Source organism: Variovorax sp. PMC12 (assembly GCF_003019815.1).
In the GTDB taxonomy this organism is placed as follows: Bacteria; Pseudomonadota; Gammaproteobacteria; order Burkholderiales; family Burkholderiaceae_C; genus Variovorax.
Map to the genome: position 1 here is coordinate 3,869,617 of NZ_CP027773.1, position 24,362 is coordinate 3,893,978.

Below are 24,362 nucleotides of genomic sequence, written 5' to 3' on the forward strand. Positions count from 1 at the left end.
TGGATGGTGCTACGTGGCATCGTAGCGGCGCATCCGGGAAACGGCAGCCAAAGCCCCTGTCAGTGCCCCGCGCGGTGTGCCGGGGCGGCGCGCACGCGTGCCACCTGCGCTGGCAGGTCGGTCCACGCGGGCTCCTGCGGCGCGAAGCGCGCGCGCATGTAGCCGGCCAGCTCGGCGATCTGCCGATCGTCGAGCGCTTCGCGGAACGCCGGCATGAAGCCGATGTCGCGCGTGGCGGGCTCGCGCACGCCGTCGAGGATTGTGCGCAGCAGGTTGTCGGGCCGCGCGCTCGTGAGGTTGCTGTTGAGCGCGAGCGGCGTGTTCACGCCGAGCAGCGTGGGGCCGTTGCCGTCGTGGTGGCATGAAGCGCAGGCGCTGTCGAACATGCGCTGCGCGGGGCCGAGCAGCTGGCCCTGCGTGCGCGCCGCGTTCTCGACCGCCTGCCGTGCCACGGCCTCGGGCGCAACCGCAGGCTCCGGGTTGAAGGAGCCGAGGTAGGTGGCCATCGCGCGCACGTCTTCGTCGGGCAGCTGCTGCATCTCGCGCACCACGTCGGCCATCGGTCCGCCGGCAATGCCGTGGCGCTGTGTGTGGCCGTGACGCAGGTAGCGATAGAGCTCGTCGGCATCCCACGGCACGGCGGATTTCGACAGATGCGTGAGCGCCGGCGCTTCCCAGCCGTCGACCATCGCGCCCGAGAGGAATGCGCTGCCGCCCTGCTCCGCGCCCAGCGCGTTGCGCGGCGTGTGGCAGGCGCCGCAATGGCCCAGGCCGTTGACGAGATAGGCGCCGCGGTTCCACTCGGCGCTCTGCGTGGCCACGGGCTGCATCGGCGTGGGGTCGTGGAAGAGCGCGTTCCAGCCGGCCATCAGCGGCCGCATGCTGAACGGGAACCTGAGCTCGGACTTCGGCGTTTCCGCGCGCACCGCGGGCATGGACATGAAGTACGCATAGAGCGCCTGCAGGTCGTCGTCGCTGGTCTTGGCGAAGGCTGTGTAGGGGAAGGCGGGGTACAGGTAGTGCCCGTCGCGCGAGACGCCTTCGCGCATCGCGCGCTGGAAGGCGCTGAACGACCAGCGGCCCAGGCCGGTGTCGGCATCGGGCGTGAGGTTGGTGGTGTAGAGCGTGCCGAACGGTGTGTCCATGGCGCGGCCGCCCGCGTTGGGCACGCCGCCGGGCGCGGTGTGGCACACGGCGCAGTCGCCGGCTGCGGCGAGCACCCGGCCGCGCTCGATGGTGGCCTGGCTGTAGACCGGCGCGGTGAGCGACACGGGCGCGATGGCCGAACGCCAGCCGAGCAGGCCCGCAATGACGCCGATGCCGCCGACGACGAGGGCTGCGCCAGTCGCCCACACGCCCTTGCGGTGCGGCCAGGCTGCATTGCTCCTTGCCTCTCTGGGGGAAGGCCGGGATGGGGGTACGGCAGCGTCACCATCGGAGCGCCGCATGCCCCCACCCCCGCCCTCACCCGGAGGGGCAGCGAGCAGACCCCGGTTCAATTCAGCCAGCACCGTCTCCGGCGTGAACGGCGGCGAGCGGAACCGCACCCCCGTCGCATCGAAGATCGCATTCGCGATCGCCGCCGTGCCCGGCACCGACGACGACTCGCCCGCACCCAGCGAAGGCTCGCCCGGCCGCGGCATGTGCATCACCTCGATCACCGGCACTTCGCGGAAGTTGATGATCGGGTAGCTGCCCCACTCGCGGCTCGCGACCACGCCCGAAGGCAGCACGCCCGGCAGCTGCGCACCGGGCTGCCCTTGGTGGTGCTGCTGCTGTTGCTGCTGCGGCGCGAACTGCACCCGCTCCTTCAGCGCCCGGCTGGTGGTCTGGATCACGTTGCCGTGCACCTGGTGTTCCACGCCCGCCGGGTTGATCATCAAGCCCGCGTCATGCCCCACCACCACGCGGCGCACATGCACCTCGCCGGTCTTGCGGTTGACCTCCACGTCGGCCACCCATGCGGCCCACGCCGCGCCGAAGCCCGGCCACTTGCTGTGGATGTAGCGCGCATAGGCAAAGCCCTGGCCGAACAGGATGTCGCCGCCCTCGCCCAGCCCGCCGTCGGCGTTCTCCTGCGGGCCGGTGCGCATGCGCCAGCCGGCCTTCTGCGCGGTGGCCTGCGCCAGCTCGGCCGCGCGCGGGTCCTGCAGGTAGCGCAGGCGGAACTGCACGGGGTCGACACCCGCCGCCGTGGCAAGCTCGTCGATGTACGACTCGTGCGCGAACGAGCTCGGCAATGCCGACACGCCGCGCAGCCATGAGGCGCGCACGATCGGCGCCATGTCGTTCACCTTCACGCGCAGGTTGTCGTAGCTGTACGGCGGGCGCGCGGTGCGGTCGCCCATCTCGTAGGCCTGCGCCACCGGCTCGATGGTGCGCGTGAGCAGCAGCGCCAGCGTGGGCGCGCCGTTCGACGGATACGAGGTCTCGAAGTCGTAGGCGGCGACGCGCCCGTCGGCCATGAGGCCGCCGTCGATCTCCATCAGCTGCGCGGCGCCCTTGGGCTCCCACGCATGCTCCTGCTCGCGCGTGAGCTGCACCCGCACGGGCGCACCCACGGCGCGCGCGAGCAGCGCGGCATCGGCGGCCACGTCGTCGGCACCGTTGCGGCCATAGCAGCCGGCCGCCTCCATGCGGACCACGTCGACCTGGACGTCTTCCACGCCCATGAGCTTCGCGAGGTCGGCGCGCAGCACGTGCGGGTTCTGCGATCCGGCCCAGCAGCGCAGCTGCATGCCGCTGCCGTCGGCGGGCTGCCACTCGGCCAGCGCGCACGACGGGCCGATGGACGCGTGCATCTGGTACGGCCACACGTAGGTGCGGTGCATCGGCTGCGCGGCGGCGGCGATGGCGCCATCGACATCGCCTTCGTCGACCAGCAGCCGCTGCGTCGAGGGGTTGTCGCGCAGCGCCTGCGCCACGTCGCCCAGGTCCGGCATGCCGGGCCACGGCTTCCAGGTGACGCGCAGCTCGCGCAGTGCCTGTTCGGCATGCTCTTCGCGCTCGGCCACGATGCCGACGAAGTCGCGGATGACCACCACCGCGCGGATGCCGGGGATGTGCCCGATCGACGACTCGTCGACCGCCTCCAGCGTGTTGCCGATGAACTCGCCGTGGTCCGCGCCCGCGTAGGGCGGGCGCACCACGCGGCCGTGCAGCATGCCCGGCACGCGCATGTCGTGCACGAACACCAGCTCGCCGGCAAGCTTGGCCGGAATGTCGACGCGCGCCTGCCGGGTGCCGACCACGCGATAGTCGGCGGGGTCCTTGGGCTGTGCCTTGGCATCGAGCCGCAACACGGTGCGCTGGCCCGCGACGAGATCGGCGTAGCCGACGTGGCGGTCCGGCGCTTCGGCGACACGCACGATGCCGTTGCGCACCTGCAGCGCATCGGCAGGCACGCCGAGCCGTTCGGCGGCGCGCGCCAGCAGCCATGCGCGCGCCTGCGCGGCCGCAAGGCGCAACGGCTGCGCATGGATCTGGATCGACGCGCTGGCGATGGTCGCGCCCTGGTTGGGCGCGCGCGCGGTGTCGCCGAGCATCATGCGCACGCAGGGCATGCCGAGGTCGAGCTCCTCGGCCACGATCTGCGCGAGCGCGGTCTGGATGCCGGTGCCCAGGTCGACGTGGCCGTTGAGCGCCGAGGCGCTGCCGTCGTCCCACACGGCGAGCAGCACCTCGTCGCCTTCGACGGGGTTGCTGGCGATGAAGGCGGGCTGGCCCTTGGCCGGTGGCGGCGGTGGTGGCGTCTCGCGCAGCACCAGCAGCACGCCGCTGGCAGCGAGGAACTCGGCGCGCGTCCGAGGCAGGTCGGCGCGGCGCGTCATGGCGCTTGCCCGATGCGCATGCGCAGCGCCGCGCGCTGCACGGCATCGAGGATCTCGATGTGCGTGCCGCAGCGGCACAGGTTGCCCGACAGCTCGCCGCGGATGCGCGCCTCGCTCGCGTGCGGATCGCGCGCCAGCAGCGCCGCGGCCTGCATGACCATGCCGTTGAGGCAGTAGCCGCACTGCGCGGCCTGCGCGTCTTCGAAAGCAGCCTGCACCGGGTGCCAGTCGCCGCGCGAGCCCAGCCCTTCGAGCGTGGTGACGGCGCGGCCCGCCACGCCGTGGGCGGGAATCACGCACGAACGCGCGGCCACGCCGTCGACGTGCACGGTGCAGGCACCGCACTGCCCCAGTCCGCAGCCGTACTTGGGGCCGTTCAGCCCCAGGTCGTTGCGCAGCAGGTGCAGCAGCGTCGCCTCGCGCGGCAAGCCTTCGATCGACTGCGCCTGGCCGTTGACCAGCAGGTGCAGCGGCTCAGCGCCGCAACTGGCCGTCACGGGTGTACATCTCCAGGTCCACGAAGGTCGAGCCGTTGTGGTTCTTCGCGCTGTATTCGACGGGGAAGTCGCCGAAGCGCGTGCTGCCGATGCTCTCGAGCCCCGCGATGAAGCCGTCGCGCGTGAGCGCCCTGCCCGCGCGGCGCAGGCCCTCGACCATCACGCGCGCGGCGATGTAGCCTTCCAGCGCGGTGTAGCTGTCGATCTTCTCGCCGAACTCGGCGCGGTCGTGCTGGTAATCGGCCACGATGGGCACGCGCAGCGCCTGCGGCGGCGGCACGATGCTGGCCGTGACCAGCCCCGCGAGCTTGCCGTCGAGCCGCTTGGCCGAGCCTGCCGCGTCGGTGATGCCGACCGACAGCGTGTACAGCGGAGCGCCCGCGCCGCTGGCACGGTAGTCGCGCATGAACACCTCGACCATGCGACCGGCCATGATCATCAGCACGGCGCCCGGCTTCGCATCCGCCAGGCCCGCGACGACCGGCTTCGCGTCTTCGGCGGCGATGGCCAGCGGGAAGGTCTTCACCACCTTCACCTTGTGGTCGGCCGCCAGCTCCTCGCAGGTAGCGAGGTTCGACTTGCCGAAGGCGCTGTCCTGGTAGACCACGGCGATCGACTGGATGCCGATGGTCGACAGGTGGCTGATGATCTTGCGCAGCTCGAGGTCGTAGCCCGCGCGCACATGGAACAGGTAGCGGTTGGTCTTGGTGCGGAACGACGTGGTGCCCACCAGCGGCGCGAACATCGGCACGCCGGCCTTCTCGGCGAGCGGCATCGCCGCGGCCAGGTTGCCGGTGGCCACGTAGCCGGCGAGCGCGAAGACCTTGTCCTCGTCGATCAGCTTCGCGGTGTTGACGGCGGTCTTCGCGGGGTCGTATGCGTCGTCGTAGGTGACGAGTTCGATCTTGCGGCCGTTCACGCCGCCCGACTTGTTGACGCGATCGAAGTACAGCTTGATGCCCGCGCGGTAGTCGACGCCGAAGTCTTTGGCCGGCCCGCTGAACACGGCCGACTGGCCGATGCGGATGGCGGTGTCGCTCACACCGTTCGTGCCGTTTTCCGCGCGTGCCGGCCGCAACAGGCCGGGGCCGAGGGCCATGGCAGCGCCGCCCGCCACCATGGCGCGCCTTGAAATGGAAAGCTTCATGCGTCGTGGGTCTCGTGCTTTTGTTGTTGTTCCCGGTGCGGGCTCAGGCGGCCTGGATGTCCGCGGACTGGATTCGCTTCACGCCCTTGGCCGTCATCTGCTTCCACGCGGCGGCCAGCGAGCCGTTGAGGTCGATGCCGCGCGTGGCGTCCTCGATCACGTAGGCCTCGAAGCCGGCCTTGCGCGCGTCCATGGCGGTCCAGGCCACGCAGAAGTCGGTGGCCAGGCCGGTGACGAACACGGTCTTGATGCCGCGCGCCTTCAGGTAGCCGGCCAGGCCGGTGGCCGTCTTGTGGTCGGCTTCCTCGAAGGCGGAGTAGCTGTCCATGCCCTTGTGGAAGCCCTTGCGGATGATGAGCTGCGCGGTGGGCACCTTCAGGTCCTTGCCGAGCGCGGCGTCGTCGGTGCCCTGCACGCAGTGGTCGGGCCACAGCACCTGCGTGCCGTAGCTGAGCTTGGTGGTCTCGAAGGGCTTCTTGCCGCTGTAGGTGCTGGCGAAGGAGGCATGGCCCGCCGTGTGCCAGTCCTGCGTGACGACGATGTTCTGGAACGCGGGCGCCAGCGCGTTGATGACCGGAATGACTTCGTTGCCGCCCTTCACCGCCAGCGTGCCGCCGTCGAGGAAGCAGTTCTGCACGTCCACCACGATCAGCGCGGCCTTGTCGCCGGGCTTGATCTTGCCCGCCGCGAAGGCGTTGAAACCGACACTGCCGAGGCCGCCTGCCAGCCCGAGGGCGGCGGCGGATTTCACGAGGGTTCTGCGATGCATGGCGTGGACTCCGGGGGTTGAAGAAAAATCAGACGCTCAGGTAGGCACGGCGGACTTCGTCGTTCGCCGCCAGCTCGGCCATCGTGGCGTGATAGCGGATCTGGCCCTTCTCGAGCACATAGGCGCGGTCGGACACCAGTTCGGCGAAGTGCATGTTCTGCTCCGACAGCAGGATGCTCACGCCCTGCGCCTTGAGCTCCAGGATCATGTTGGCCATCTGCTCGACGATCACCGGCGCCACGCCTTCGGAGGGCTCGTCCAGCAGCACGAGGTAAGGGTTGCCCATGAGCGTGCGCGCCACGGTGAGCATCTGCTGCTCGCCGCCGCTCATGCGCCCGCCGGGGCGGTTGGGCATCTCGCCGAGATTGGGGAACAGCTTGAACAGGCGCTCGGGCGTCCACAGCGGCGCGTCGGTGCCGTCGGCCCAGCGGCGCGCGGGCTGCTTGCCGACCTCGAGGTTCTCCATCACCGTGAGGTCGGTGAACACGCGCCGGTCTTCGGGCACGAAGCCCAGGCCCAGGCGCGCCGCGTGGTGCGGCTCGCTCTTCGAGATGTCGTGGCCCAGGAAGCGCACCGCGCCGCGGCGCTTGGCGAGCATGCCGATCAGCGCCTTCAGCGTGGTCGACTTGCCAGCGCCGTTGCGGCCCATGAGCGCGACCACTTCGCCGCGCCGCACTTCGAGGTCCACGTCATAAAGAATCTGCGCGGCCCCGTACCAGGCGCAGAGGGCCTTGGCCTGCAGGAGGGGTTCACGGTCGCTCATGCAGCTTCTCCAACGGCCGCAGCCTTCTTCTCGAATGTCTTGCCCGTGCCGAAGTACACCTCCTGCACCTTGGGATGGTCGCGGATCTCCAGCGGCTTGCCCTGCGCGATGAGCCGGCCGCGCGCCAGCACGATCATGCGGTCGGCGTACGCGAACACCACGTCCATGCTGTGCTCGGTGAAGAGCACGGCCATGCCGCGCTGGATGACCAGCTCCTTGGTCAGCGCCATGAGCGAGTTGCGCTCCTTGGGCGCCATGCCGGCGGTGGGCTCGTCCATCAGCAGCAGCTTGGGGCTGTTGGCCATGGCAATGGCGAGCTCGACGCGCTTCACGTCGCCGTACGCCAGCACGCTGCAGGGCCGGTCGGCCTGCGACTTCATGCCGACCTGGTCGAGCAGCGCCAATGCCTCGTCGCGCTTGTGGTCGGCCGCGCGGCGCCACATCGAGAACAGCTTGCGGTCATGCGAGAGCAGCGCCATCTGCACGTTCTCGACCACGGTGAGCGAAGCGAAGGTCTCGGCGATCTGGAAGGTGCGGCCCACGCCCATGCGCCAGATCTCGCGCGGCTTGCGCCCCACGAGTTCCTGGCCGTCGAGCGTGATGGAGCCCTGGTCGGCCTTGAGCTGGCCGTTCACCATGTTGAAGGTGGTGGACTTGCCCGCGCCGTTGGGGCCGATGAGCGCGAGCAGTTCTCCCGGCGGCAGCTCGAAGCTGATGCCGTCCACGGCCTTGACGCCGCCGAAAGACTTGCCGAGATTGTTGACTTTGAGGAGGCTCATGCCTTCACCTCCTCGAGCTTGGCTTTGTCGGCATCCGCGTCGTGCCGGGGTGAGCGCCAGCGTTCGGCCAGCTGCTTGATGGAGCCCGCGATGCCCTGCGGGAACAGCAGCACCAGGATGAGGATGATGGCGCCGAGCATCGCGCGCCAGTAGTCGGTGTTGCGCGCCACGGTGTCGTGCAGCCAGGTGAAGGTGACGGCGCCGACCACCGGGCCCGCCAGCGTCTGGATGCCGCCCAGCAGCACCATCACGAGGCCGTCGACCGACTTGCCGACCGACAGGCTCTCGGGCGAGATGCTGCCCTTGGAGAACGCATACAGCGCGCCGGCCAGGCCCGCCACCGTGCCCGCGATGACGAACGCCGCCCACTGCATGCGCTTGACGTCGATGCCGATGGCGTCGGCGCGCAGCACCGAGTCGCGGCCCGCGCGCAGCGCATAGCCGAAGGGCGAGAACAGCACACGCCGCAGCCACCACACGCCGGTGCCCACGAGCACCAGCGTGAGCCAGTAGTAGGCCTGCTTGTTCGACAGCCATTCCGAGGGCCACACGCCCGTGAGGCCATTGCTGCCGCCGGTGAAGCTGTCCCACTGGTAGGTGATGGCCCAGGTGATCTGCGCGAAGGCCAGCGTGAGCATGGCCAGGTACACGCCCGACAGCCGCACCGCGAACCAGCCGTAGACCAGCGCGCCGAGCGCCGCGACGACCGGCGCAACCAGCAGCGCCACTTCCATCGGCAGGTGCAGCGAACGCACCAGCAGCGCCGCGCCGTAGGCGCCGAGGCCGAAGTACGCGGCATGGCCGAACGAGTGCATGCCCGCCGGCCCCATGATGAAGTGCAGGCTGGTGGCGAACAGCGCGGCGATCAGCAGGTCGATCATCAGCACCATCGTGTAGGGCGAGTTGACGGTGAGCAGCGGCAGCGCGGCGAGCATCAGCGCGAGCACCGCCGCGGCCACGAGGTAGGCATTGCCGGGCCGGCGCAGCGGCTCTTCCTGCATGCCCACGTAGCGGCTCGGCGCCTGCGGCCGGCCGAACAGGCCCCAGGGGCGCCACACCAGCACGATGGCCATGACGAGGAAGTCGACCATCAGCGTGAGCTTGGAGAACGACACGTCGATGCCGAAGATCTGCACCACGCCGAGCCAGATGCACACCGCCTTGATCTCGGCAATGAGCAGCGCGGCCACGTAGGCGCCGGGCAGCGAGCCCATGCCGCCGACCACCACCACCACGAAGGCGGCGCCGATGGTGTTCAGGTCCATTTCGAGCGTGGCGGGTTCGCGCGGCAGCTGCAGCGCGCCGCCCAGGCCCGCGAGCAAGGCGCCGAGCGCGAACACGGCGGTGAAAAGCCATGCCTGGTTGACGCCCAGCGCGCTGACCATCTCGCGGTCTTGCGTGGCGGCGCGCACCAGCGTGCCGAAGCGCGTGCGGGTGAGCAGCAGCCACACCAGCCCCAGCACCAGCGGGCCGACGACGATCAGGAACAAGTCATAGGAAGGAAACTGCCGCCCGAGGATTTCGACCGAGCCCTTGAGGCCGGGCGCGCGCGGGCCGAGCAATTCGTCGGGCCCCCAGAGCCACAGCACCGCGTCCTTGATGACGAGCACCAGCGCGAAGGTCGCGAGCAGCTGGAACAGCTCGGGCGCCTTGTAGATGCGGCGCAGCAGCACCACCTCGATCAGCGCGCCGAGCACGCCCACCGCCACCGCCGCGATCAGCAGCGCGGGCCAGAAGCCCAGGCTCGAACCCAGCTTGTCGACGAGCGTGTACGCGACATAGATGCCCACCATGAAGAACGAACCATGGGCGAAGTTGACGATGCGCGTCACGCCGAAGATCAACGAGAGACCGGCCGCCACGAAGAAGAGCGAGGACGCGCCGGCCAACCCGTTGAGCAACTGAACAACAAAACCTGAAAAACTCATCAAGAATCCTTGGGGACGCGGTATTCAAGCGCGAGGGCCGCCGCGCACGGCCGCCCGAAGCGGCCGGCCCGCCCCCGGCAGGGGGTTGGCGAAGCGACACGAAGTGCGCGGAGCCTGGGGGCGAGCAACAATCAGTCCGCAGGGCGCATCTTTTTCACTTCTTCGTCCGAAGGCTGGAACTTGGCGCCGTCGAGGTAGACATAGTCGACCATCACGCCCTTGCCGCCGTCGTTCTTGGTCTTGCCCACGTACGCGCCCATGGTGGACTGGTTGTCCTGCGCGCGGTAGTTGATCTTGCCGAAGGGCGTGTCGACCTGCAGGCCCTTGAAGGCGGCCACCAGCTTCTCGGTGTCGGTGCCGCCGGCCTTCTGGATGCCGGCCACGATCGAGTGGATGGCGCTGTAGCCCACCACCGAGCCCAGGCGCGGGTAGTCCTTGAACTTGGCCTGGTAGGCGTCGAGGAAGGCCTTGTGCTCGGGCGTCTTCACGCCGTTCCACGGGTAGCCGGTCACGATCCAGCCGTTGGGCGCCTCGTCCTTCAGCGGGTCGAGGTACTCGGGCTCGCCGGTCAGCACGCTGACGACTTCACGGTCCTTGAACAGGCCGCGCGTGTTGCCTTCGCGAACGAACTTGGAGAGGTCGGCGCCGAACAGCACGTTGAAGATGGCGTCGGGCTTGGCGTCGGCCAGCGCCTGCACCACGCTGCCGGAGTCGACCTTGCCCAGCGGAGGCGCCTGCTCGGCGACGAACTCGACGTCGGGCTGCGCGGCCTTCAGCAGCGTCTTGAAAGTGGCGACCGACGACTGGCCGTATTCGTAGTTGGGGTACACGACGGCCCAGCGCTTCTTCTTGAGCTTGGCGGCCTCGGGCACCAGCATCGCGACCTGCATGTACGTGGAGGGGCGCAGCCGGTAGGTGTACTTGTTGCCGTTGCTCCAGACGATCTTGTCGGTCAGCGGTTCGGCCGCCAGGTAGAAGAACTTCTTCTGCTTGGCGAAGTCGGCCAGCGCCAGGCCGGTGTTCGACAGGAAGGCGCCAGCCAGCACGTCGATCTTCTCGCGCGAGATGAGTTCTTCGGCCACGCGCACGGCGTCGCCGGGGTTGGCGTTGTCGTCGCGGCTGATGAGCTCGATCTTCCTGCCGTTGATGCCGCCCTTGGCGTTGACCTCGTCGACCGCGAGCTCCATGCCCTTCTTGTAGGGCTCCAGGAAGGCGGGCTGCGCCTTGTAGCTGTTGATTTCACCGATCTTGATCACGCCCTGCGCGTGCGCGGGGACGAGGGCCGTGGCCAGCGTGACGACGGAGGCGGCGCAGAAAACATGGCGCAATGGATTCATCGAGAAGCTCCTGGAAGGGACAAGAAAAACGGGGTCTTTGCGGGAAACACCGCGGAACCGGCTTTGCCGGGCCGCTGGTGTTGGCCCCGGCGAGGGGGTTGGCGAAGCGACGCGCAGTGCGCGAAGACTGGGGGTGTACTCATCTGAGGCCGTCTTCGCCCTTGATCTCGCTGGCCTGCAGGCCGCCGATGCGCGGCAGCGGTCGGCCGCTGTCGGTGACGGCAACCGCCACCACGATCTCGTTGGCGCGCGGCGCGTCGCTCACGCGGGCTTCCACCGCGTCGAAATGACTGCGCACGAAGGCCGCGTCCTTGTGGCCCAGCGGCACGTCGATGGCGGTGCCCAGCGAGCCGCGCTTCTTGGCCGAAGGCACAAGCGCCGCGCCTTTCTCGACCGCCACGCGCAGCGGCGCGCCGAGCTTGGGATGCAGGATGGCGGCGGCATGCTCGAGCTCGCCGTTCTCGCCGACGATCGCGGCCTTGCCGTAGCTCTGTGCCTGGCCGGGCTCGATGCCCAGCGCCTTCACGGCCTTCTGGCCCAGCAGCGCGCCAAGCTCCTCGCCGATGGCGATCAGGTCGTCGAGGTTCTCGCTGTAGCGGCCGGCGTAGGGGTTCTCGATCACGGCGATGGCAACGGCGCGGCGCGTGGGTGGCGTGATGTCCTTGCCCATTTCGCGTCGGGTTTCATCGACCTGGACGACGAGCTTGCGGATGTTGGCAGTCATGTTCTGTGTTCCTTGTCTTGTCTCTGTATGGATGCCGCGGCTCAGCGCAGGCCGTCCCACTTGCTGATGTCCTTGGCGAGCAGGCCACCGACGCGTGCGTGGATGCGATACCCGGTGCTCATCGCGAGGATGAAGACGATCTCGTCGGCCGCCGGCGCGCCGGGCACGCGCACCTCGATGGCGTCGAACTGGCCGCGCACGTAGCTGGCGTTGATGTTGGTGAGCGGCACGTCGAGCGCGGCGCCGGGCGGGCCGACCTTCTTGGTCGAGGGCACGATCGACAGCGCGTTGCCGGGCTGGCCCGTCTTTTCCTCGGGCTTGCCCGCGGTGTAGGCCGCGCGGTCGCCCTTCCAGCCGAGCAGTTCGCGCATGGCATAGCCGCCGGGCACATGCCACAGCGCGCCGTGCTCCAGCTCGCCGTCGGCGCCGACGATGGCGCCCTTGCCGTAGGTGGCGATCTGCTCGAGCGGCACGTCCATGGCGTCGTGCAGGCGGTGCGCCATGTCGACGCCCACGGGGTCGAGCAGCGCCATCATCGGCAGGATGTCGGGCTCGTAGCGGCCCGCGAAGGGATTGGCCAGCACCGCGCCGATGGCACCGCGCACCAGCGGGGTGTCGGCGCGCGGTCCGAACTCGTGGTGGATGTGCTCGACATGGGTGAAGACGCGGCGGATTTCGATCATGAAAAAGAACCTTGCTTTTCGTTAAGCAAATACTGAACCAACTGTTCTCGGCAGCTCTGTCTCGAGCGCCTTCGAGCATAAGGGTTCGACAAGACGCCACTGCCCCTGGCAAACGAGTAGAGCGGCCCATACGAGCCCGCCTTTTTGCAGGACTTTGGCGCACACCGCGCCCGTATCGAGTGCGCTGCGCACCTGCGCGGGGGGCAGCGCGGGCACGTCGACGGTGACGAGGGTGTCGCCTAGGTCGCTGTCGTCCTTGCATTGGCTGGCGGGGCGGCGCGCGATGGCGGCGTCGTCGACATCGACCGCGTTGGCGATCACCGTGGCGGCGGCATCGGCCTGCGCCGCGGTGGCGGCCAGCACCGTCACGCTGTCGGCGATACCCAGCGAGAAGCTGCGCCCGCGCCAGCCGCTGGTGGCGACGCCGCGCACCGGCTGCTCGGCGCGCAGCTCGAACCGGCCGTCGGTGGTGAGCAGGCCGCCCTCGCCGGCCATGTGACTGCGCAAGTCGAAGCGCGCGAGGTCGGCGTACACGCCCACGCGCGCCGACTGTCCGGGCGCGAGATGCAGCGCGATGTCGCCGCCGTTGTTGATCCATGCGCGCTCGATGCCGGGGCGCTCGTAGAACGCGATGAGCTCCTGCGCAACGGAGCCGGCCACGGCCGCCATCGGCGTGATGAACATCGGCGAGAAGGCGGCGCACGCGTCCCACATGCGGCGCGCGACCACGTTGCGCGGCCGCATCCTGTCGGTCACGGGCAGGCGCAGCAGCGGCAGTTCGCGCACCAGTTCGTCGAGCACGTGGACGAAGCGCGCCCAGGCCGCGTCGTGCGCGGTGGCCACGGCGTACGGGTCGCCATGCGCCTCGGCCACGATGTCGATCGGGCCGTGGTTGAAGTGCCAGCGCCCTTCGCCGAGCGCGCTGCGTTGGGCGGTCATGGCTGGCCTCAGCCGAGCATCGGTGCGTGGCCCAGGGGCCACGGGTTGGCGTCGTCCATGGCGAGCCATTGGCGCGCGAGCGGCGCGCCGTCTTCCTGCCAAGCACCGCGCGCGAGCGCCTGCTCGAGCGAGAAGATGTGTTCCATGTGGCCGCCAAGCGCCTCGTAGTCGTCGCGCCGCATGCTGAATTCGATGGGCGCGACGATGGCCGGCGTGGGCACGGTGCCAAAGCTGTTGTCGGGCATGCGCATGACGTCGGCCATCACGGTGATGCCGCCGCCGGGCCACACATAGGCCGGCGCGCCGCCGCAGGTGACGTTGACCAGCGCGCGCTTGATGGCGCGCGTGAGCAGCACCGGGTTCTCGGTGACGCCGGCGCGCAGGCTGCCGCCCGCACCGCCGAGGAACAGCACGGTGCACAGGGAAGGCTCGCAGTTCTCGCCGATGCGCTCGACGATGCGGCGCACCTCGGGCGGCATCGGCTGCTCGACGGGCTGGAGCGCGTCGTCGAGCACGTACCACTGCGCGTGCTCGCCGGTGGTCGAGGTCATGAGCAGGCGCAGGCCGGGCCGGGCCACGCCCTCTTCCCAGCCTTCGATGATGGCGAGCGGATCGGCGATGTCGGTGCCGCCCCAGCCGTTGCCCGGGTTCGCCACCTGGAAGTAGCGCCCCGGCGTCGACTTGCGCCCCAGCATCTGGATGCCCGAAGGCGCCATGTCGAGGCAGCGGCCGGCCTGGTGCTCGGTGAGCACGCCGGTGATGTGGTCGTCGACCACCACCACCTCGTCGGCCACGCCGGCGAACTGCCGCGCGAAGATGCCCACCGCCGCGGAGCCGCAGCCCACGCGCATGCGCTGCTCTTCCACACCGTTGACGATGGGCGCCTTGCCGGCCTGGATGACGAGCGTGGAGCCGCCGTCGATGGTGCACTCCACCGCCTTCTTGTTGCCCAGCAGCTGCATCAGCTCGGCCGTCATGCGGCCTTCCTTCTTGCTGCCGCCGGTGAGGTGGTGCACGCCGCCTAGCGACAGCATCTGCGAGCCGTACTCGGCCGTGGTGACGTGGCCGACCACCTCGCCGCGGTAGCGCACGTTGGCCTGCTCCGAGCCGAGGAAGCGGTCGGTGTCGATCTTCACCTTGAAGCTGCAGTAGCTGAAGATGCCTTCGGTGACGACGGTGACCATGTCGACGCCCTTGGCCTTGGAAGCCACGATGAAGGGCGCGGGCTTGTAGTCGGGGTAGGTGGTGGAGGAACCCACGCCGGTGACGAAGACTTCGTCGGCGTGCAGCAGGTCGCCGTTCCAGTCGGGCTCGGCCGGGGCCTCGGCGGGCGTTGCCCCGGGGCGGTCGAAGGGCACCAGCACCGGAGCCTCGCTTTCGACCGCGCGGCGCAGCAGCACCACGGGGTCGACGCGCACCAGCACGCCTTCGCGGTTGGCGTAGCGGTCGCAGGCGCCGGTGCGACCGTCGGAAATCTGGCACAGCACGGGGCAGGCGTTGCACTCGACCTTGGCCGTGCTCATGCGTTCGTTGCGCGGAGGCGCCTTGCCGAAGGCGCAGCTGCCGGCGTCGGCCACCACGGGCATGTCGATGCCGGGCAGTCCGTCTGTCTTGGTGTGTTCCGTCATCGGGGCGATCTCGTGGGCGTGTCGGTCGTGTGCGAAGGTGCAACCAGGAAGCCGGTCTTTGCAACAAACGTGCCGTCCGCCCGCTTGTGCGCCGAGTTCCGTTTGTGTAGCATTCCCTACACTTTCATGTTGCGTTCACTACATTCGAGGGCAATGTAGCAAACAGGCCCGATGCTTGCAATGGTGTTTTCTCGCGATGTTCATCGGGGTTTTTCCGACCAACGACAATGGAGGGTTCGAAGCCGGCCGACGGCCGCATGCCCCACAGGCGTGCATTTCGGCTCAGCCACCTTCCTCCGTCCCAACCAACTCTTGAGTTTCGTATGAGTGCATTCAGCGAAGAACGCGTCCTGAGCGTCCACCACTGGACCGACCGCCTGTTCACCTTCACCACCACGCGCGACCCGTCGCTGCGCTTCTCGAACGGTCATTTCACGATGATCGGCCTGAAGGTCAACAACAAGCCCCTGCTGCGTGCCTACAGCATCGTGAGCGCGAACTACGAGGAGCATCTCGAGTTCCTGAGCATCAAGGTGGAAGACGGCCCGCTCACCTCGAAGCTGCAGCACATCCAGGTGGGCGACACCATCATCGTGGGCCGCAAGCCCACCGGCACGCTGCTGATCGACTACACGCTGCCGGGCAAGCGCCTGTACCTGTTCGGCACCGGCACCGGCCTCGCACCGTTCATGAGCATCATCCGCGACCCGGAGACCTACGAGAAGTTCGAGCAGGTCATTCTGGTGCACGGCGTGCGCCAGGTCGACGAACTGGCGTACCACGACCTGGTGACCGACCACCTGCCCAAGCACGAGATCCTGGGCGAGATGATCGCCAACCAGCTGCTGTACTACCCCACCGTCACGCGCGAGGAGTTCCGCAACCAGGGCCGCATCACCGACCTGATCGAAAGCAACAAGCTCACCGACGACCTCGGCCTGCCGCCGCTCAACGTCGAGGAAGACCGCGTCATGCTGTGCGGCAGCCCGGGCCTGCTGGTCGACCTGAAGCACATCCTGGAAAAGCGCGGCTTCAAGGAAGGCAACACCAGCACGCCGGGCGACTTCGTCGTCGAACGCGCCTTCGCCGAAAAGTAGGCAGGACGTCGCGCGCACGATGGCCGACAGCCGCTCCACCGCCAAGCCCAAGCCGCAGCGCCGCACGGGCGTGCGCGAGGCGGCCGCGCAGGCCACGCGCGACAGCATCCTGAAGTCGGCGACCAAGGTGTTCGCCAAGTACGGCTACGACGGCGGCAGCGTGGAGAAGATCTCCAAGGCCGCCAAGTCGTACGACCGCATGATCTATTACTACTTCGGCAGCAAGGAAGGCCTCTTCATCGCGGTGCTCGAAGGCATCTACCAGCGGATGGACGACGCCGAGGCCGCCATTGCGCTCGACGCTTCGCGGCCGGTGGAGGCGCTCACCGAAGTCATCCGCTTCGTGCTGGGCTACTACCGCAAGAACCCCGAGTTCGTCACGCTGCTGAACACCGAGAACCTGCACAAGGGCCGGCACATCTCCAAGTCGCTGCGCGCTCGCGAGTATTCGTCGCGCGCGGTGGCGATCATTGCGGAAATCCTGGCCAGCGGCGCCGCGCAGGGCCTGTTCCGCAAGGACCTTGTGGCGCGCGACATCTACCTGCTGATCGCGTCCACCGGCTATTTCTACACCTCCAACCGGCACACGCTCACCGCCTTCCTCGGCGAGCCGCTGGAGTCGCCGGAGGCGATCACGCACTGGGAAGACTTCGTGATCGAGACCGTGCTGCGCACCGTGCGCGCGGACGACGTACAAGACAACACCCCACCCCACGAGGAAAACACGAAATGGCAGAAATCGCAGCCGGCGGCAAGTCGGGCAAGGTCGTCATAAAGAACATCGGGCTGCTGCTCTCGGGCGACATCGACAAGCCCATCCTCGATGCCGACACCATCGTGGTGAACGACGGCCTGATCGTCGCGGTCGGCAAGGAGAAAGACTGCGACCTCGAAGGCGCGAAGACCGTCATCGACGCGAAGAAGACCTGCGTCGCGCCCGGCCTGATCGACAGCCACGTGCACCCGGTGTTCGGCGACTGGACGCCGCGCCAGGGCCAGCTCGGCTGGATCGACTCGACCATGCACGGTGGCGTGACGACCATGATTTCCGCCGGCGAAGTGCACCTGCCCGGCCGCCCGAAAGACATCGTCGGCCTGAAGGCCCTGGCCATCACGGCGCAGCGCGCGTTCGACAACTTCCGCCCCGGCGGCGTGAAGGTGCTGGCCGGCGCGCCGGTCATCGAGAAGGGCATGGTCGAGAGCGACTTCAAGGAACTCGCCGAAGCCGGCGTGGGCCTGCTCGGCGAAGTGGGCCTGGGCTCGGTCAAGGCCGGCTATGAAGCGAAGGAGATGGTGGCCTGGGCACGCAAGTACGGCATCCAGAGCACCATCCACACCGGCGGCCCGTCGATTCCCGGCTCGGGCCTGATCGACAAGGACGTGGTGCTCGAAGCCGACGCCGACATCATCGGCCACATCAACGGCGGCCACACCTCGCTGCCCGAGGCGCACGTGTGCGAGCTGTGCGAGAAGAGCTCGCGCGCCATCGAGATCGTGCACAACGGCAACGAGAAGGTGGCCATCGCCGCGGCCAAGGCAGCACTCGAGCTCAAGTGCCCGCACCGCGTGATCCTCGGCACCGACGGGCCCGCGGGCTCCGGCGTGCAGCCGCTGGGCATCCTGCGCATGGTGGCAATGCTGTCGTCCATCGCGAACATCCCGGCCGAACTGGTGTTCTGCTTCGCCACCGGCAACACCGCGAAGATCCGCAAGCTCAACTGCGGGCTGGTCGAGGTGGGCCGCGACGCCGACTTCGTCTTCATGGACCGCGCGCAGCATTCGCCCGCGCCGGGCCTGCTCGAAAGCGTGCAGCTCGGCGACATTCCGGGCGTGGGCATGGTGATGATCGACGGCATCGTGCGCTGCGGCCGCAGCCGCAACACGCCGCCTGCGACCGAGATCCCGGTGGTGGTTTCAGGCGCGCACTGACCGGCGGCCTCAGCCGCCGCGGTGCGAGCGAAACACCAGGTAGCGCGCCGACAGGAAATTGGCGCTCATCCCGGCAAGGCTGCCCATGGCCACGCCGAGCGCGGCGGCCCAGCGGCCTTCGACCCAGTGCAGGGTCAGCACGTAGGCGCCGTAGTTCAGCACCGCGCCGGCGGTCATGGTGGCGAGATAGCCGAAGTACTCACGCCAGATGGAACGGCTGGCCGCCGCGCCGGCCGCGAAGGTGTAGCGGCGGTTGAAGGCCCAGGTGGTGGTCGCCGCCGCCAGGAACGACACCACGCGCGCGACGTACCAGCCCAGCAGCGGCGCCAGCAGGTACAGCACCACCACGTCGACGACGAGCCCGATCACGCCGATCAAGGCGAACGACAGGAACTCCCGGCCGATCTTCATCGGTGGACAGCCGCGCGCACGCCCGGTATCGCTAGGTAGCGCAGCCGCTTGGCCTCCCGCCGCCCGAGCGTGATGGCGTGCATCACGATGCCGCAGACGAAGGACAGCATCGCGGCCAGCATGGCACCCGTCACCAGCACCGCCGTGGGAAGGCGCGGCACGAGGCCGGTGTGCATGTAGGTCATGAAGAGCGGCACCGCCAGCACGACCGACAGGGCCACCAGGAAGGCCCCGATGATCGAGAAGAACTGTAGCGGCCGTTCGCTCACGAACAGCTTGCAGATGGTCTTGAGGATGCGCCAGCCGTCGCGGTAGGTCGAGAGCTTGCTCTCGGAGCCTTCGGGCCGCGTGCTGTAGGCGGTGCTTTCCTCGGCGTAGGGCATGCGCAGCTCGAGCGCGTGCACGGTGAGTTCGGTCTCGATCTCGAAGCCGCGCGACAGCGCCGGGAACGACTTGGCGTAGCGCCGCGAGAACACGCGATAGCCCGAGAGCATGTCGGTCAGGCCGCCGCCGAAGAGCTGCACCACGGCGCCGGTCAGCAGCCGGTTGCCGAAGCGGTGGCCCGCACGGTAGGTGAGCGCGTTCCGGCCGTCGTCGACGCGGTTGCCGACCACCATGTCGAGGTTGCCCTCCACCAGCCGGTCGATCAGCCGGCGCGCGGCGGCGGCGTCGTAGGTGGCGTCGCCGTCGGCCATGACGTACACGTCGGCCTCGACGTCGGCGAACATGCGCCGCACCACGTTGCCCTTGCCGCGCGCGGCCACGTGCGTGACGACGGCGCCGGCCGCGCGCGCGACGGCGGCGGTGCCGTCGCTGGAGTTGTTGTCGAAGACGTGGACTTCGGCCTCGGGCAGCGCTGCGCGGAAGCCCTCGACCACCTGCGCGATGGCCAGCGCCTCGTTGTAGCAGGGGATGACGACTGCGATGCGCAAGGGATGGCGGGCGTGGGCGTGGGGGTCGGCGTCGGTCATGGTGCGACGGGGAGGATACGGTAGACGCGGCTGCCGTCCTGTTCGAACTGCACGGCGAAGTACTTGTCGAAGTCGACCCGGGCGCTGAACACGGGCACGACGGAGTCCGGCAGCACCACGGCGACGAAGCCCAGCCCCGTGAGCTTGCGCGCGAGGTCGCCGCCCGACAGCTTGCCGAAGTCGGTGTAGCGCCAAGGGCCGAGGGTGTCGCCCCAGATCGGGTTGGGGCCGTAGTAGATCGCCTCGTTCAGCGCGACCTGGTAGACCCGGCCGGTGGCGTTGCGGCGCAGGTAGTCCATGGCGGCATAGCCCGGCACGTGCTTGCGCAGGAAGGCTTCGCGCGTCTCGGGCGTGACGGAGATCATGCCGACCTTGACCGCGGTCTGGCGCACCGCCACGGCCGCCAGCACGGCCAGCAGCAGCACGGCCACCCAGTCGCCCATGCGGGCGCCGGCGCGGGCGGTGTCGCGGCTCATGGCGCCTGTCGCGACCGCAGCACCGGCCTCGCGCTCGTCCTTGCGGCCGAACAAGCGGCGCAGGCCCGACGAGATCCATCCGAACAGCACCTGCCAGCCGACGGCCGAGACCAGGGCCAGCAGCGGGAACGACGCCATCAGGTAGCGCGGGTAGCGCGAGGTCACGACCCACACGGCCACCGAGTAGAGGCAGAACCAGCCCGCCGCGCGCACGGCGGCAGAGCGCTTCCACAGCACGCCGAAGGGCGCGAGGAAGAACGACCAGATCAGCGCATTGGGCATCTCGGCGTGCACGCGCACGTCGGCCACCTGCTGCACGTAGTCGGCCGGCGTCCATTCGGTGAAACCGAACACACGCGCGCCGATGGGATTGAAGGGATCGCCCGTCATGACGAAGTTGCGCGCGTACCAGTAGATGCACGGCAGCAGGAAGCACACCAGCGCCAGCGCCCAGGCCTTGGGGCTGCGCTCCTGGCGCACCACGAACAGCGCCACCAGCGGCATGAAGACCAGCGCCTGGTACTTGGAGCCGGCGGCCACGCCGAGGAAGAAGGCCGCGAGCCCCAGCCAGCGCATGCCGCCGTGCACCGGCCTGCCGGGCTGCGACTCGCGCCACCACCACAGCGCCACGCACGCCGACAGCACGAACAGCGCGACGCCCATGTCGATGAGCGCGTTGGAGTAGTCGCCGAGCCCCAGCCAGATGGCCGCGCCGATGCAGGCGGTGAGCCGGTTGGCATGCTGCATGCCGAGGCGGTAGAGCATCACCACCGACAGCGCACCCGCCAGGGCGTTGAGGAAGTGCGGCAGCACGTCGTCGCCCAGCTGCAGCGCGGCGGCATACAGCAGGTTGTAGTTGTACGGGAACCAGGGGTAGCGCAGCCAGTCGTGGATGCCCAGCGTGCCCTGCTGCGCGACCTGCCGCGCATAGGGCAGGTGGTACATCAGCTCGTCGAAGGCGAAGGGCGGCGCGAGCGGCGCCACCAGGGCGGGCAGCGCGACCAGCGCCAGCGCGATGGCGGCGATGCGCTCATAACGGGTCCAGGGCGCCGCGGCCTCGCCGGAACGCATGGCACGCCGCTCGCGCAGCCAGCCGGGCAACTGGATCGCGGCGGCCGCCACGCCTGCCAGCACCAGTGCCAGCGTGGCCCCGGGCCGGAAGGCACCGAAGATGGCCAGCGCCTGGAACGCGCAGATGAAGAGCCCCATGCCCAGCGCCACGGCCATCGCGGCCTCCAGCCAGGCGTCACGCCGGGGCGGCGGAGCCAGGCGGCCGAGCAATGCGCGGCCGAAACCCCAGCTGCTGGTGATGAAGACCGCCAGTGCCGCGTAGTGCGCGGCCGCGAATATCAATTTCTGAATAGCAACTCCCGGTGCCGGTCGGCTGGGGACCGGCCGGCGGGTTCAAAGATTGGGTGCCAGCAGGCGCTCCAGGTCGGCCTCGCTCTCCTTGCGCCGCGCGGCCTGGTCCTGCAACTGGTCATGCCCGATCTTGCCGACGTTGAAGTAGGTGGAATCGGGGTGACTTAAGTAAAAACCACTCACGCTGGCGGCGGGCATCATAGCGAGGCTTTCCGTCAGGGTCATTCCAATGTCCGCGCAACCCAGAAGGTCGAACATCGGCCGCTTCACGCTGTGGTCGGGGCAGGCGGGATAGCCGGGCGCGGGGCGGATGCCGCGGTATTTCTCGGCAATCATGTCGTCGTTGCTCAGGCTTTCGTCGCTCGCGTAGCCCCAGAGGTCGGTGCGCGCGCGGTGGTGTAGCGACTCTGCGAAGGCCTCGGCCAACCGGTCGGCCAGGGCCTTGAGCATGATGGCGGAGTAGTCGTCGAGGTCGTCGATGAAGTACTTCTCTTTTTTCTCCACGCCCAGGCCGGCCGTCACGGCGAACACGCCCACGTAGTCCTTCAGGCCGCTCGCCTTGGGCGCGACGAAGTCGGCCAGGCAGCGGCTCGGGCGCATCACGCCGTCGATCACCTGCTTCTCGGTCTGCTGGCGCATGCCGTACCAGGTGAGCGCGACCTCGCTGCGCGTCTCGTCGGTGTAGAGCTCGATGTCGTCGTCGTTCACCGTGTTGGCGGGCCAGAAGCCGACGATGCCGCTCGCGCTGAGCCAGCGGCCTTCGATCAGGCGCTTGAGCATGCGCTGGCCGTCGGCGTACACGCGCACGGCCTCGGTACCGACGATCTCGTCCTTCAGGATGGCCGGGAACGGGCCGGCCAGGTCCCAGGTCTGGAAGAACGGCCCCCAGTCGATGTACTTGGCAAGCTCGGTCAGGTCGAAGTTCCTGAACACGCGCCGGCCGATGAACTTGGGGCAAGGCGGCGTGTAGCTCGACCAGTCGATCGGCGTCTTGTTGGCGCGCACCTTGGCCAGCGGCCACAGCGGCACCTGCTTCTTGTTGGCGTGCTGCTGGCGCACCTTCTCGTAGTCGGCGTTGATCTCGTCGATGTACGCGGTCGCCTGGTCGCTCAGCAGGCTTTGCGCCACGCTCACGCTGCGCGAGGCATCGGGCACGTAGACCACCGGGCCTTCGTAGTGCGGCGCGATCTTCACGGCCGTGTGCACGCGGCTGGTGGTGGCGCCGCCGATGAGCAGCGGGATCTTCCTGATGCGGAAGTGGTCGTCCTTCTGCATCTCGCCGGCCACGTACTGCATCTCTTCGAGGCTGGGCGTGATCAGGCCCGACAGGCCCACGATGTCCGCGCCCTCGACCTTCGCCTTGGCCAGGATCTCGTGGCACGGGACCATCACGCCCATGTTCACCACTTCGAAGTTGTTGCACTGGAGCACGACGGTGACGATGTTCTTGCCGATGTCGTGCACGTCGCCCTTCACGGTGGCGATGATGATCTTGCCCTTGGTGCGCACGTCGCGGCCTGCGGCCTCGTCCTGGCGCTTTTCTTCCTCGATGTAGGGAATGAGGTGGGCCACGGCCGACTTCATGACGCGCGCCGACTTCACCACCTGCGGCAGGAACATCTTGCCCTGGCCGAACAGGTCGCCCACGATGTTCATGCCGTCCATCAGCGGGCCTTCGATCACGTGCAGCGGACGGCCGCCCTTGGCGAGGATCTGCTGGTAGGCCTCTTCGGTGTCCTCGACGATGAAGTCGGTGATGCCGTGCACCATGGCATGCGACAGGCGCTGGTTGACGTGCACCGGGTTCTCGGGCGTGCCGCGCCATTCGAGTTTCTTGCTGTCGTCCTTGGCGCCGCTCTTGGCGGTTTCGGCCACCTCGACGAGGCGCTCGCCGGCGTCGGGGCGGCGGTTGAGCACCACGTCTTCCACGCGCTCGCGCAGGGTCGGCTCCAGGTCGTCGTACACGCCCACCATGCCGGCGTTGACGATGCCCATGTCCATGCCGGCCTTGATGGCGTGGTACAGGAACACGGTGTGGATCGCCTCGCGCACCGGGTCGTTGCCGCGGAAGCTGAAGCTCACGTTGCTGACGCCGCCCGACACCTTGGCGCCCGGCAGGTTCTCCTTGATCCAGCGCACGGCGTTGATGAAGTCGACCGCGTAGTTGTCGTGCTCCTCGATGCCGGTGGCAATGGCGAAGATGTTCGGGTCGAAGATGATGTCTTCGGGCGGGAAGCCCACCTCGTCGACCAGGATGCGGTAGGCGCGCTCGCAGATCTCGATCTTGCGCGCGTAGGTGTCGGCCTGGCCCTTCTCGTCGAAGGCCATGACCACGGCGGCGGCGCCGTAGCGCTTGACCAGCTTGGCCTCGTGCTTGAACTTGTCGACGCCCTCCTTCATGGAGATGGAGTTGACGATGCCCTTGCCCTGGATGCAGCGCAGGCCGGCCTCGATGACCTCCCACTTCGAGCTGTCGACCATCACCGGCACGCGCGCGATGTCGGGCTCGCTGGCAATGAGGTTCAGGAAGCGCACCATGGCGGCCTTGCTGTCGAGCATGGCCTCGTCCATGTTGATGTCGATCACCTGCGCGCCGTTCTCGACCTGCTGGCGCGCCACGGCCAGCGCCTCTTCGAACTGGCCGTTCAGGATCATCCGCGCGAAGGCCTTGGAGCCGGTGACGTTGGTGCGCTCGCCGATGTTGACGAACAGCGTGCCTTCGCCGATGGCGACCGGCTCGAGGCCGGACAGCTTCATGGGCGGGGGTGCCAGGGGGGCGGAATCGGGGGTAGCTGGAGCGGGAATCTGGGACATGGCCTCACCTGCGGAAGAGTCGAACAGGCGAGCGTCGTTGTCGCCCCAAGCCTGACGGCCGGCCGCTGTGGCCCGCCGCTGCAACGCTCCTTGGGAAGGCGAGCATTTTAGGGCGATTCAACCCGCCACGGGGAAAACCCCAGTTTCCATTCCCGCCCGCATCCACAGAATGCGGCCACCGTTTCCGAACGAACGTTCGTTTTTTCAACCGACGTCAGGGAGTGCCGGATGGCCATGAAGTGGAATGTGGTTCTTTGCTGCGGGCTTGCCGCGGCGAC

At 68.5% G+C, this 24,362-nt stretch carries 19 protein-coding genes and 1 riboswitch; of the genes, 3 read left to right on the forward strand and 16 right to left on the reverse strand.

The genetic code is table 11. From position 1 onward, the window contains the following. Window positions 1-59 precede the first annotated feature (59 nt). The 12 genes from C4F17_RS17880 to C4F17_RS17935 form a co-directional block, all read right to left on the reverse strand. On the reverse strand, window positions 60-3,830 hold the full coding sequence (locus C4F17_RS17880) for a molybdopterin cofactor-binding domain-containing protein (RefSeq protein WP_106936141.1): 3,771 nt from the start codon (window positions 3,828-3,830) through the stop codon (window positions 60-62). Then, window positions 3,827-4,327 carry a (2Fe-2S)-binding protein gene (locus C4F17_RS17885; RefSeq protein WP_106936142.1) on the reverse strand — a complete coding sequence of 167 codons (501 nt, stop codon included), beginning with the start codon at window positions 4,325-4,327 and terminating at the stop codon, window positions 3,827-3,829. The genes C4F17_RS17880 and C4F17_RS17885 overlap by 4 nt, the downstream gene beginning before the upstream one ends. After that, window positions 4,305-5,474, reverse strand: a complete 1,170-nt coding sequence (locus C4F17_RS17890; protein ID WP_234382151.1) for an ABC transporter substrate-binding protein — start codon at window positions 5,472-5,474, stop codon at window positions 4,305-4,307. Before C4F17_RS17890 ends, C4F17_RS17885 begins: the two co-directional genes overlap by 23 nt. Window positions 5,475-5,517: 43 nt before the next feature. Then, the gene (gene pncA / locus C4F17_RS17895) at window positions 5,518-6,243 is read right to left on the reverse strand and encodes a bifunctional nicotinamidase/pyrazinamidase (protein WP_106936144.1); all 726 of its coding nucleotides are present in this window, start codon (window positions 6,241-6,243) and stop codon (window positions 5,518-5,520) included. 28 nt (window positions 6,244-6,271) lie between these two features. Next, entirely contained in the window at window positions 6,272-7,006 is a 735-nt protein-coding gene (locus C4F17_RS17900; protein WP_081268102.1) for an ABC transporter ATP-binding protein, read from the reverse strand. Then, window positions 7,003-7,785: an ABC transporter ATP-binding protein gene (locus C4F17_RS17905; protein WP_106936145.1), complete on the reverse strand. Its 783-nt coding sequence runs from the start codon at window positions 7,783-7,785 to the stop codon at window positions 7,003-7,005. Before C4F17_RS17905 ends, C4F17_RS17900 begins: the two co-directional genes overlap by 4 nt. Beyond that, on the reverse strand, window positions 7,782-9,713 hold the full coding sequence (locus C4F17_RS17910) for an ABC transporter permease (RefSeq protein WP_106936146.1): 1,932 nt from the start codon (window positions 9,711-9,713) through the stop codon (window positions 7,782-7,784). Before C4F17_RS17910 ends, C4F17_RS17905 begins: the two co-directional genes overlap by 4 nt. Window positions 9,714-9,844: 131 nt before the next feature. Continuing rightward, on the reverse strand, window positions 9,845-11,050 hold the full coding sequence (locus C4F17_RS17915; protein ID WP_081268099.1) for an ABC transporter substrate-binding protein: 1,206 nt from the start codon (window positions 11,048-11,050) through the stop codon (window positions 9,845-9,847). A 139-nt stretch (window positions 11,051-11,189) separates the two neighbouring features. Further along, the gene (locus tag C4F17_RS17920) at window positions 11,190-11,774 is read right to left on the reverse strand and encodes an amino acid synthesis family protein (protein ID WP_081268098.1); all 585 of its coding nucleotides are present in this window, start codon (window positions 11,772-11,774) and stop codon (window positions 11,190-11,192) included. A 41-nt stretch (window positions 11,775-11,815) separates the two neighbouring features. Further along, window positions 11,816-12,457, reverse strand: a complete 642-nt coding sequence (locus C4F17_RS17925; RefSeq protein ID WP_081268097.1) for an amino acid synthesis family protein — start codon at window positions 12,455-12,457, stop codon at window positions 11,816-11,818. Window positions 12,458-12,478: 21 nt separating this feature from the next. After that, on the reverse strand, window positions 12,479-13,396 hold the full coding sequence (locus C4F17_RS17930) for a UPF0280 family protein (protein WP_106936147.1): 918 nt from the start codon (window positions 13,394-13,396) through the stop codon (window positions 12,479-12,481). Window positions 13,397-13,404: 8 nt separating this feature from the next. Beyond that, window positions 13,405-15,024: a 6-hydroxynicotinate reductase gene (locus tag C4F17_RS17935; RefSeq protein WP_106936148.1), complete on the reverse strand. Its 1,620-nt coding sequence runs from the start codon at window positions 15,022-15,024 to the stop codon at window positions 13,405-13,407. Between the two features lie 323 nt (window positions 15,025-15,347). Here C4F17_RS17935 and C4F17_RS17940 point away from each other — a divergent pair, with 323 nt between their 5' ends. From C4F17_RS17940 to C4F17_RS17950, 3 genes are read left to right on the forward strand one after another with little or no spacing between them, the layout of a single operon-like run. Continuing rightward, entirely contained in the window at window positions 15,348-16,121 is a 774-nt protein-coding gene (locus C4F17_RS17940) for a ferredoxin--NADP reductase (RefSeq protein ID WP_081268094.1), read from the forward strand. A 19-nt stretch (window positions 16,122-16,140) separates the two neighbouring features. Further along, on the forward strand, window positions 16,141-16,896 hold the full coding sequence (locus C4F17_RS17945; protein WP_081268093.1) for a TetR family transcriptional regulator: 756 nt from the start codon (window positions 16,141-16,143) through the stop codon (window positions 16,894-16,896). Then, on the forward strand, window positions 16,851-18,050 hold the full coding sequence (locus tag C4F17_RS17950; protein ID WP_106936149.1) for an amidohydrolase family protein: 1,200 nt from the start codon (window positions 16,851-16,853) through the stop codon (window positions 18,048-18,050). The genes C4F17_RS17945 and C4F17_RS17950 overlap by 46 nt, the downstream gene beginning before the upstream one ends. A gap of 9 nt (window positions 18,051-18,059) precedes the next feature. Here the strand turns inward: C4F17_RS17950 and C4F17_RS17955 are convergent, their stop codons facing one another. Genes C4F17_RS17955 through metH form a run of 4 tightly spaced genes read right to left on the reverse strand, consistent with a single transcriptional unit; the run spans window position 18,060 to window position 24,027 of the window. Beyond that, on the reverse strand, window positions 18,060-18,461 hold the full coding sequence (locus C4F17_RS17955; RefSeq protein ID WP_081268091.1) for a GtrA family protein: 402 nt from the start codon (window positions 18,459-18,461) through the stop codon (window positions 18,060-18,062). Then, window positions 18,458-19,432, reverse strand: a complete 975-nt coding sequence (locus C4F17_RS17960; protein ID WP_106936150.1) for a glycosyltransferase — start codon at window positions 19,430-19,432, stop codon at window positions 18,458-18,460. Before C4F17_RS17960 ends, C4F17_RS17955 begins: the two co-directional genes overlap by 4 nt. Further along, window positions 19,429-21,258, reverse strand: coding sequence for an ArnT family glycosyltransferase (locus C4F17_RS17965; protein ID WP_106937602.1), 1,830 nt, complete (start codon window positions 21,256-21,258; stop codon window positions 19,429-19,431). The genes C4F17_RS17960 and C4F17_RS17965 overlap by 4 nt, the downstream gene beginning before the upstream one ends. 54 nt (window positions 21,259-21,312) lie before the next feature. Further along, window positions 21,313-24,027: a methionine synthase gene (gene metH, locus C4F17_RS17970; RefSeq protein WP_234382162.1), complete on the reverse strand. Its 2,715-nt coding sequence runs from the start codon at window positions 24,025-24,027 to the stop codon at window positions 21,313-21,315. A 79-nt stretch (window positions 24,028-24,106) separates the two neighbouring features. After that, window positions 24,107-24,182, reverse strand: a riboswitch (S-adenosyl-L-homocysteine riboswitch). Window positions 24,183-24,362 lie beyond the last annotated feature (180 nt).